Origin of the sequence: Trebonia sp., assembly GCF_049794275.1 — a bacterium.
Classification (GTDB): Bacteria; Actinomycetota; Actinomycetes; order Streptosporangiales; family Streptosporangiaceae; genus Trebonia.
In genome coordinates, this window is the sequence record NZ_JBARCR010000434.1 from 1 (window position 1) to 10185 (window position 10185).

At 68.7% G+C, this 10185-nt stretch carries 7 protein-coding genes and 2 pseudogenes; 5 read left to right on the forward strand and 4 right to left on the reverse strand.

From position 1 onward, the window contains the following. The 3 genes from WA805_RS11840 to WA805_RS11850 all read left to right on the forward strand — a co-directional run. On the forward strand, positions 1-1287 hold a 1287-nt coding region (locus WA805_RS11840; protein ID WP_422326112.1), incomplete at its 5' end, for an NAD(P)/FAD-dependent oxidoreductase. A 147-nt stretch (positions 1288-1434) separates the two neighbouring features. After that, complete coding sequence (locus WA805_RS11845) at positions 1435-2895, forward strand: DUF2252 domain-containing protein (protein ID WP_422273667.1); 1461 nt, start codon at positions 1435-1437, stop codon at positions 2893-2895. A gap of 70 nt (positions 2896-2965) precedes the next feature. Then, positions 2966-3607 (forward strand): GAP family protein, encoded by a 642-nt coding sequence (locus tag WA805_RS11850; RefSeq protein ID WP_422273665.1) that lies wholly within the window; start codon positions 2966-2968, stop codon positions 3605-3607. Positions 3608-3635: 28 nt separating this feature from the next. Here WA805_RS11850 and WA805_RS11855 read toward each other — a convergent pair whose 3' ends face one another. Next, positions 3636-5195: a glycosyltransferase family 39 protein gene (locus WA805_RS11855; RefSeq protein ID WP_422273663.1), complete on the reverse strand. Its 1560-nt coding sequence runs from the start codon at positions 5193-5195 to the stop codon at positions 3636-3638. Positions 5196-5549: 354 nt separating this feature from the next. On the opposite strand from WA805_RS11855, the gene rho reads away from it, so the two are divergent. Next, on the forward strand, positions 5550-6692 hold the full coding sequence (gene rho / locus WA805_RS11860) for a transcription termination factor Rho (protein ID WP_422286068.1): 1143 nt from the start codon (positions 5550-5552) through the stop codon (positions 6690-6692). A 93-nt stretch (positions 6693-6785) separates the two neighbouring features. Here the strand turns inward: rho and WA805_RS11865 are convergent. Then, positions 6786-7166, reverse strand: a pseudogene (locus WA805_RS11865) (N-acetyltransferase family protein); the annotation flags it as partial. A gap of 107 nt (positions 7167-7273) precedes the next feature. Beyond that, positions 7274-7987 (reverse strand): SDR family NAD(P)-dependent oxidoreductase, encoded by a 714-nt coding sequence (locus WA805_RS11870; RefSeq protein ID WP_422286067.1) that lies wholly within the window; start codon positions 7985-7987, stop codon positions 7274-7276. A 582-nt stretch (positions 7988-8569) separates the two neighbouring features. Between WA805_RS11870 and WA805_RS11875 the strand changes: the two genes are divergently transcribed. Continuing rightward, positions 8570-9013 carry a GntR family transcriptional regulator gene (locus WA805_RS11875; protein ID WP_422326111.1) on the forward strand — a complete coding sequence of 148 codons (444 nt, stop codon included), beginning with the start codon at positions 8570-8572 and terminating at the stop codon, positions 9011-9013. A gap of 582 nt (positions 9014-9595) precedes the next feature. On the opposite strand, the pseudogene WA805_RS11880 reads toward WA805_RS11875, so the two are convergent. Beyond that, positions 9596-10117: pseudogene (locus WA805_RS11880) on the reverse strand (MFS transporter); the annotation flags it as partial. Between the last annotated feature and the right edge of the window lie 68 nt (positions 10118-10185).

The following is a 10185-nucleotide window of genomic DNA, read 5'->3' on the forward strand; positions in this document are numbered from 1 at the left end:
CTGCTCTACCAATGCTCTACCGGCATCCTGTCCGAGGGAAAGATCGCCGTACCGCTGCGCAATCTGCTCAAGAAGCATAAGAACGTCAACTGCGTCCTAGCCGAGGTGTACGACTTCGACGTCGAAGGCCGGCGGGTCCTGGCCAGGCGGGTCGGCGGCGACACTATCGAGTTCGGCTACGACGACCTCATCGTCGCGGGCGGAGTCCAGCAATCCTATTTCGGCCATCCCGAGTTCGCCCGCTGGGCACCTGGCATGAAGACGATCTCCGATGCGCTCGCGATCCGGCGCCGGATATACGGTGCGTTCGAGATGGCGAACACGACCACCGACCCGGAAGAACGCCGCACCTACCTCACCTTCGCCCTCGTCGGCGCCGGCCCGACCGGCGTGGAACTAGCAGGGCAGATCCGGGAGGTCGCCACCAAAACGCTCCGTGACGAGTTCCGGGACATCCAACCCGAGGACGCCCGGGTACTGCTCTTCGACGGCGGCAGCGCGCCGCTGGCGGTGTTCGGCCCGAAACTGTCGCAGAAGGCGTCCAAAACCCTGGACAAGCTGGGCGTCGAGCAGCACATGGGCTCACTCGTCACCTTTGTCGGCGAGGGATACGTGCTCGTCCGCGACCACGCCGGCCAGGAGACCCGCTTCGACGCCGCCAACGTCTTGTGGACCGCCGGGGTCGAGGCCCCGCCCATCGCGGCGGCCCTGGCGGCCGCCACCGGCGCCACGCAGGACAGGGCCGGGCGCATCCTGGTCGAAAAGAACCTCACCATCCCCGGCCATCCGGAGATTTCCGTCCTCGGTGACATGATGAGCCTGGACAAACTCCCCGGGGTCGCCGAGGTAGCGATGCAGTCCGGGCTCTACGCGGGGCACCGCGTCCGGCACCGGGTTTCTGGAAATATGGAGGAGAAACCGTTCCGCTACCGCGACCTCGGCTCAGCGGCCTACATCTCCCGCGGCAAGGCCGTCGTCTCAGCCGGGCCGCTGCAGGTTGGCGGCTTCATCGGCTGGTGGATCTGGCTGTTCATCCACATCGCCTTCCTGACCGGGTACCGGAACCGCCTCGGCGCCATACTGACCTGGTGGCTGACCTTCACCCGCGATGTCCGCCGCGAGCGGACCTTCACCACCGCGCAAATCGCGACAATGCGGGACGTCTACACGTCCGCTCTGGGCCCCGTGGGTCCCGATCAGCCTGCTATAGCGTCAGAATCGGGGCCGGACAAGCCCAGGACCGCGGCTCAGGAAACGGAAACCGGCACAACACCTGCGGCACAATAGACACGTCGGGAGAGAAATCCGCCGAGCCCGTGCGGAAGATCCGAACGCTAAGGACACCCGGCTGCTCCGGCACCATCCGCTCAGGGTGAGGAAGACGGTTCTCTTTCCTGCCAAGGTTGGAGTTCAGCGGTAGGAGAGGGGCCGGATATGAGCGCTCTGAAGGTTGCGGCTTCCCCACGGCAGCAGGCGCGGGCTCAGCTCGATACCAGGACGGGGCATCTGACGCCCGCTGAGCGTGCGGCCCGGGGCGCGCAGGCCCGGGCTGAGGTGCCGCGGGAATCACACGCGGACTTTACGGTGCCCGCCAGCCGGCCCGACCCGATCACCCTGCTCGAGGAGCAGGCAAAGGCGCGCGTGCCGGAACTGGTGCCGGTCCGGTGGGGCCGGATGATGGTCTCGCCGTTCACTTACTATCGCGGCGCGGCCCTGCCTATGGCCAGCGACCTGGCCACCACTCCGGTCTCCGGCCTGACCGTCCAGGCCTGCGGGGACGCGCACCTGTCGAACTTTGGCGTCTTCGGGTCAGCCGAGCGCAACCTGGTCTTCGACGTGAATGACTTCGACGAGACGCTGCCAGGCCCGTGGGAGTGGGACGTCAAGCGGCTGGCCGCCAGCATGGAGGTCGCCGCGCGGTCGAACGGGTTCAGCGACAAGCAGCGCCGCAAGATCGTCGCGGGCACCGTGGCCGGCTACCGGCAGGCGATGCGCGACTTTGCCGGGATGTCGCAGCTCGGCATCTGGTACGCGCGCGCGGACATCGACCAGCTACGCGCCCAGCTTGAGTCCAAGATGGACGACAGGCAGCGCAAGCTCGTCGCCAAGAGCGCGGCCAAGGCCCGCACCCGGGACAGCATGGAAGAACTAGGCAAGCTCACCACCACGGTGGATGGGCAGCTGCGGATAATGGCTGACCCACCGCTCCTGGTGCCCATCGAGGATCTGCTAGCCGATCCGTCGCAGCGCAGCGCGCTCGAGTCGGAGATACACAGCATCATGAGCAAATACCGGCGGACGCTGGCGACCGACCGGCGGTACCTGATCGATCAGTATGAGTTCGTTCACATGGCCAGGAAGGTCGTCGGCGTTGGCAGTGTCGGGACGCGGTGCTGGATCGTGCTGATGCTCGGACGCGATGAGTCTGATCCGCTGTTCCTCCAGGTCAAGGAGGCCGAGGAGTCGGTGCTCAGCCGGTTCCTCGGCGCCAGCGAGTTCGCCAACATGGGCCAGCGGGTGGTCGCGGGCCAGCGGCTCATGCAGGCATCCAGTGACATCTTCCTGGGGTGGCATCGCGTCGCGGCCGGCCTGGACGGGAAGCAACGTGACTTCTACGTCCGCCAGTTGCGGGACTGGAAGTTCTCCCTCGACGTCGACGCCATGGTCCCTGGCGGCATGCGCATGTACGGCGAGGTGTGCGGATGGACCCTGGCGCGCGCCCACGCCCGGTCTGGGGACGCCATCGCCATCGCCGCTTACCTGGGCGGCTCGGACGTCTTCGACCAGGCCATCGCGCAGTTCGCCGACGCCTACGCCGATCAGAACGAGCGTGACCACGAGGCGGTCCTTGAAGCCGTCAAGGCCGGGCGGATCGTCGCTGAGCAAGGCCTGTGACTTCGGGGCTCGCGGGACCGGAGAAGTCAGCAGGGCCCGGCAGCGATAGAGATCAGTGGAGGGCGGGCCGGTGGTCCTCAACCTTGTGCTCATCGGCCTCGGGATAAGCCTCGAACCGTTCCCGCTCACCGCGTTCATCCTGCTGCTAAGCAGCGAGAAGGGCACCCGCAAGGGCCTGGTGTTCGTGCTCGGCTGGCTGGCCTGCCTGGTCTTGGTGGTAGCGTGCGTGGTCTTGACGACGCAGGGGAAGCCGCCCGCGCCCAGCACCGCGCCGTCTACGGCCGCCCTGGCCGTGAAGCTGGCCCTGGGCGTCGCGCTGGTCCTGTACGCCTGGCACCGGTGGCGCCGGATCGACGTCCCGCGCAAGCCGCCGACCTGGATGGCGCGACTGGACGGGGTGTCGCTGTGGGCCGTCGCCGGGCTCGCCGCCTTCCTGCAGCCGTGGACGCTGGTGGCCGCCGGCGCCGCGACCATCACCCAGGCCAAACTGTCCGGGCCTGCGGACTACCTGACCCTGGTCCTGTTCGTTTTGCTGTCGACAGCCAGCTTCCTGTGCCTCGAGCTGTACGCGACGTTCGCGCCCGCCGCCGCCGCTGTCAAGCTTGAAGCGCTGCGGACCTGGCTGGACACCCACCGCGAGCAGGTCATCATCCTGCTGTCCCTCCTGCTCGGCCTCTGGCTGGTCGGCAACAGCCTCTACTACCTGGTGTGATGACCAGGCGGAGGCCCGGCAGGCGCCGCTAGTCGTAGTGCCTGAGGTGGGGCCAGAGGGCGGTCCAGCTGGCTGACGGGCCAGTGCAGACACCGATCGGGATGTTGTTCCAGTCGTTTTGCACCTGGTCCGGCGGGTTGAAGACCGCCAGCTGGCGGCAGCTCGCGAAGTACGGGCGCACCTGGTCGAGCGCGTCCACCACGAGCACCGTCGCGTCGGAGGCGGCGCCAGGTCCCCACGTGTAGAACGAGTTGTGCGCGGAGACCACCGGCGGCAGGTGGTCCGGCCCGCCATAGAGGAGCAGCGCGCCGGCTTCCGCGTAGGCGCCGGTGTAGACGGCGGTCGGGGCGTGGCCTTCCTTCGTGAGCGCCGCGTTCTGGGCGGCGACGTCGGCGACGAGCTGGGGCCAGCCGATGCCGTCGTTGACGCTCTTGTCCGGCGGGAGCTTGTGCACGTCGGCGATCGGGACGGCCGGCAGGGCCTGCGGCACGACGACCAAGGCGGTCAGCACCACGCCGACGGCGACGAGGCCGTGCCGCGAGCGCAGGCGGCGGTCCCGGCTGTCCCTGGCCAGCCAGCGCTCGGCCGAGACCGATCCGGCCGCGATCACGGCGGGCAGCATCCCGTCGGAGTAGTAGATCTTGCCGGGGACCCAGGCCAGCACGTACAGCACGACGAGCGTGGCGGCGACCGCGAGGAACCGCAGCTGCCGGTCCCGGTAGAGGCGTCCGAAACCGGCGATGACCAGCGGGACCCCCAGGATCCCCGTGTAGATGAGCTGTTCGGGGAGCCCGGCGATGTAGTCGACCGTCGAGGTGTTCTGCTGGTGCAGCGCGGACGCCATGGTGGCCTGCGGCCAGCCGTTCGCGAACTGCCAGGCGAGGTTCGGCGCCCAGATCACCAGCGCGATAAGGCCGCCGAGCCAGGGCCACGGGGTCGCGAGGACGCGGCGGTGCGCGGACGTGACGAGCATGCCGACGACGAGGGCGCCGAGCAGGGTGGCGATCAGGTACTCATTCTCCAGGCCGATGCCCGCCGCGGCGCCAGCGCCGAGCCACCACCGCGGCCGGTCGCGCAGCAGCGCCGTGCACACGCACAGCAGCACGACCGCCCACGCCAGCAAGTCATAGGGCGTGGTGTTGCCGATGTGGCACGCGCCCATCAGCACCGGCGCGCACGCCATGCCGAGCGCGGCCAGCACCCGCCCGGTGCGGCCCGCGCCGAACAGCGCCGCCAGCCGGGCGGCGATCACGATGATCACCCCGGCTGCCAGCGCCGGCAGGATCCTGATCGCCGTCGGGTTGGTGCCGAAGATGTCCGTCGTCCGGGCGAGCAGCACGGCGAGCGGCGGCTGGTCCACGTACCCGAAAGCCAGGTGGCGGCTCGCCACCAGGAAATACAGCTCGTCTTGCTGGAAGCCGTACAGGCCGCTGACCGCCAGCTCCACCGCGGTGAACACCGCGGCGATCAGCCATACGAGCCGGGGCACCCGGTCGTCGTCGCGGCTCGCGACCGCGGCCGGGTCTTGAGAGAGGTCGTCGGGCATGGCCTGGTCCGCGCCTGGCCGGTGAGCACTGATCCCGTTCATAGCGACAGTGGACCACGCGGGTTTCTCCCGCCGCCTCGCCCGCGAGACGGAAACCGCGAGTCAGCCGGCAGGTGGAGACCGGGCCGGGAATAGGGTTGGCAGCATCCGTGTTGTCGGCTATGGTCATTCCATCGGCCGGTGCCCAATCTGAGCGGCCCGGCGAATCCCAAGGCGCCCTATCTGAATGGCGCTACAGCGAAGATCTGAGCTTTCGAAGTCAGACTCACAAATCAGACATCGGCGCAGCTGAGCGGCTGCTTCTGTGCGTTCCCGCGCTTGCGCGCTTTGCGTTGAACGCGTCCCGCCAGCGGCTCTTTTCAGCCTGCCTCATTCATTCTCCCCGAGAGGAGAACCATGACCACAATCACTGAAGAAAGAAGCGTTTCGACTGAAACGCGGCAGAAAGAAACGGCCACGCTCGTATCCGGCATCATCGATGCCGACGACCGGCGCGGCTACCTGCGGACGGCCGGCTACCGCCGGTCCTCCGGCGACATTCCGCTCACGCATGGCCAGCTGAGGCAGTTCGGCCTGCGCAAGGGCGACCTGATCGAGGGCACCGGACGGCCGGGCAAGACGCTGGCCAGCGTCGACACCGTCAATGGGCTGCCCGTGGCCGAGGGCGGTCCCGGCGGCCGGCGCCGCTTCGACGATCTCACCCCCATCTACCCCAACCAGCGGTTCCGCCTGGAAGACGGCGACCCGTCGCCCACCGCGCGGATCATCGACCTAGTCTCCCCCATCGGCAAGGGCCAGCGCGGCCTCATCGTCGCCCCGCCCAAGGCCGGCAAGACCACCGTCCTGAAGACGATCGCGCACGCGATCGCTACCGCCTATCCCGAAGTGCACCTCATGCTCGTGCTGGTCGGCGAGCGCCCAGAAGAGGTCACCGACCTGCGCCGTTCGGTACGCGGCGAGGTCATCTCCTCCACCTTCGACCAGTCCCCCGCCGACCACGTCCGCGCCGCGGAACTGGCCATCGAGCGCGCCAAGCGGCTCGCCGAACTCGGCCGCGACGTCGTCGTCATGCTCGACTCGCTCACCAGGCTCGGCCGCGCCTACAACCTGGCCGCCCCCGCCAGCAGCCGGACCCTCAGCGGCGGCGTCGCCGCCTCCGCGCTGCAGCCGCCCCGCCAGTTCCTCGGCGCCGCTCGCTGCCTGGAAGAAGGCGGCTCGCTGACCATCCTGTCCACCGCCCTGATCGACACCGGATCGCAGCTCGACAACGTGCTGTTCGAGGAGTTCAAGGGCACCGGCAACATGGAGCTGCGGCTGCGTCGCGACCTGGCCGAGAAGCGGATCTTCCCCGCGATTGACCCGGTGCCTTCCGGCACCCGCCGCGAGGACCTGCTGATGAGCGCCGACGAGCACGCCGCCGTGGTCAGCCTGCGCCGGGCGCTCGCCGCGCTGGACACCCAGCACGCGGTCGAGCTGCTGCTGGAGAAAACCGCTCTTCCGAACGAACAGTTGCTTCGCCAGATCCACGCGTCGCGGTAACGCCCCGGTCGGCACCGCCCTGGTAAGGCGCACCTCTTCCTCAGCGAAGCCGAGCGCGGCGTAGAAGGCGCGCGCGCCGGTGTTGAGTGCTCCCGTGTGCAGCGTCAGGTTGACCAGGCCGTGCTCCCGCGCCCAGCCTTCGGCCGCCTCGACGAGCGCACTGCCGATCCCGCGTCTCGCCGCGTGCTCCGCGACGGCGAGCTCGCCGATGTACGCGTCCCGCTCGCCGGTGAAGTGCCGGCTCGGCCTGACGCTGATGACGCCCGCGATCGCGTTCCCGTCCGCGGCGACGAAGACGGTTCCGTCGCCCGCCGCCGCCGCAAGCGAGTCCGCCAGCCACCGCCGCCCGGCGGCACGCGCTTCATTCTGGTCCCGCCACGGCGCCACGCCCTCGGCCAGCCTCGGGGCCAGCGCGAAAATCGCTTCCTTGTCAGCGTCCGACGCAGGCCGGATGCTCATGCCCGAGTTGTCCATGCCGCTAGCCTGACACGCTGACCCGCCCTTAAAAAAGCGCGAGCCGGCAGGCCAGCAGATGCACTTGGGAGCAGAACGTTACGCTTTTCTTGCTGTTATCAGCGGGGCTACCACGGGACCGGGGTGCCGTCCCAGGAGAGGAACTGGCCCGTGGGGCCGTCGTCGGGGAGAAGCGCCAGGTAGACGGCGCCGGCCGCGGCCTCGGCTGGGTCGCCGCCGCTGGCGGCGGCGACGGCGTTGAGTCCGGTGCGGCGCAGGCCGGGGGCCAGCGCGTTCACCTTGAAGCCGTCGGCTGCCAGCGCGTGGGCGTAGAAGATCGTCAGCGCGTTGAGCGCCGACTTGGAGGAGCGATAGGCGGCGAAGCCGCCGCCTGCGCGTCCGGCGGCCGCGCGTTCGGCCGAGAGGGTGAGCGAGCCGGTGCTGCTGGAGATGTTCACGATCCGCGGATGCTCGGACTGGCGCAACGCCGGGAGGAAGGCGTTCGTCACCTCGACGACGCCGAACACGTTCGTCTCGTACACCCAGCGGAAGCTATCGATGGTCTCCTTGTCCGGGGTCTTGTCGTCCAGTGAGATGCCGGCGTTGTTGACCAGGATGTCCAGGGCGGGGACCTGGCTCGCGGCGGCGGCGATGCTGCCGGCGTCGGTCACGTCGAGCAGCAGCGGCCTGGTGCCGCGGCCAAGCTCCCGCACCGCGCTCTCGCCGCGCCCGGCGTCCCGTGCCGCTGCGTAGACGGTCAGGCCCGCCGCCACGAGCTGGCGGGCGATTTCCTTGCCGATCCCGGTGTTGGCACCGGTCACCAGTGCGATCGAGTTGTCCATGGTTCGATGGTGCCAGCGACGAGCCAGGCTATCCAGCACCGCTGCGCTGACGACAGCGAATCGCTGGCCGCCGCTGCGCAATTGCGTGTGACGAGAACCCTTGTTCGCGAGGTGCGGCGCCCGCCTACACGGCACCGCGGGATCGGGTACGCTTCCGCCCGAGTGCGCTAACTGGCCGACCTACGGCACATTTACTGGAATGACTGACATTAGCTCAAGGACGCAGGGACGATTCCGGCTCTTCGGCCGATTGCCGGCGTATCGCGGCGGTTTTTACGAGAGTGAACCCGAGGCGGAAATAGGCCTGCTATTCGGCACCATTGCAGGTCCTTTTCCGCGGGATTTTGCTAAGAGAGAGAACGTGCCCGGTCCCCTGCCGAAGTACGGCGGCCGGGGGCCGGGCACACGCGCGCGTTATCCCGGGGGAACCCCCCCGAATTCCCGAGGGAAAGGCGCGCTTCTACGCTACGTAGCCAGAAGGGTGGGATCCGGTTACGTGCGGCACGGACGCAACGATACTCGCGGCCTGTCTAGCTGTCTAGTCAACTCGACGGGATCGTACGCAATTGCGCAGAAGGTCCAATGACCGATAACGAGGCGCCGCGCGTAAGGGTCGACTACGAGTCAGGCGAGAAGGTCTACCTGCAGATCGCGCGCGCCATCCGCGACCGGATCATCAGCGGCGATCTGCCGGTCGGGGCGCAGATCCCGAGCGGCAACCAGATAAAGCAGGAATGGGGCGTCAACCGGCTCACCGGCGCCCAGGCTGTCGAGGAACTCCGCAAGGCCGGGCTGGTCACCACCAGGCCGGGCGTCGGCACGTTCGTGACGGCGACGCCGGCCTCGCAGGTGGTCGTGCTGCGTCCCGGCGACCGGGTGATCGCCCGGATGCCCTCGGAAGAGGAGCGGGAACGGCTGAGCACCGGGCACATCACCCCGGTGCTCATCGTGACCAGGGCGGACGGCAGCGTCGAGCCCTACAACGCCGCCGTCACGGTGATGACGACGGAGACCGAAGGAGCGTAACCGCCGGTCCCGCGCCGCCCCACCTGCCAGGAGCTGGGGAACGGGATCGAGAGCAGGCCCGGTACGTTCTGGATAACCGGCTTCTTCTGGGGTGCTGGCCTGCACCATCGCGCCATCCTCAGCCACCGCATCCGCGACCACCGCCGCGGGAGCGTCGTCATCGTGCACGTAGTGCTTGCCGCGCAGCAGCGAGGCGACGGCGGCGATCAGGCAGGCCGCGATCGCGAAGTCGAACGCGACGGACAGGCCCGCGTGGAACGGGGCGGAGATCAGGCTCGGGAAGAACGAGTGGCCGGTCAGGAAGGCCTGGTTGCTGGCCGGGAGCTTGGTGAGCACCGGGCCGAGCAGCATCTGGATCGGGTTGTAGCCGAGCAGCGCGGCGAACATGACCGCCGTCGGCGGCAGGTGCGACAGCCGGATGGCGTCCGCGGCGGGCACGCCGTGCGCGGTCAGCCCGGTGAACAGGTGGCCGGCCAGCGACGACGACAGGCCGAGGATGATCAGGCTGAAGAAGATGCCGATCGACAGCACCATGGACGAGTTCTGGAACGTGGCTGACATGCCAGCGCCGACGCCGCGGCGGCTGGCGGGCAGCGAGTTCATGATGCCGGCCCGGTTCGGCGAGGCGAACAGGCCCATGCCGGCGCCGTTGAGGAACAGGATGGCGGCGAACTCCGGGTAGCTGAAGTTCACCGGCAGGAGCTCGAGCAGCAGGAACGACAGGGCGGCGACCAGCATGCCGCCGGTGGCGAACGGGCGGGCGCCGAACTTGTCGGACAGGAAGCCGGAGATCGGGCCTGCCACCAGGAAGCCGACGGTGAGCGGGAGCATCGCGATGCCGGCCCACAGCGGGGTGTCCACGAAGTTGTAGCCGTGCATCGGCAGGTAGATGCCCTGCAGCCAGATGATCAGGATGAACATCAAGCCGCCGCGGCCGAGGCCGGACAGCAGGGACGCGACGTTGCCGGCGGTGAACGGGCGGATCTTGAAGAGCGAGAGCCGGAACATCGGCTCGGCGACCTTCGTCTCGATGTAGCAGAAGGCGATCAGCGTGGCGATGCCGCCGATGATCAGCGTCAGCACGAGCGGGCTGGTCCAGCCCATCACGTGGCCGCCGTAGGGCTGGATGCCGTAGGTGATGCCGACGAGGACGGCGATCAGGCCGGCGGCGA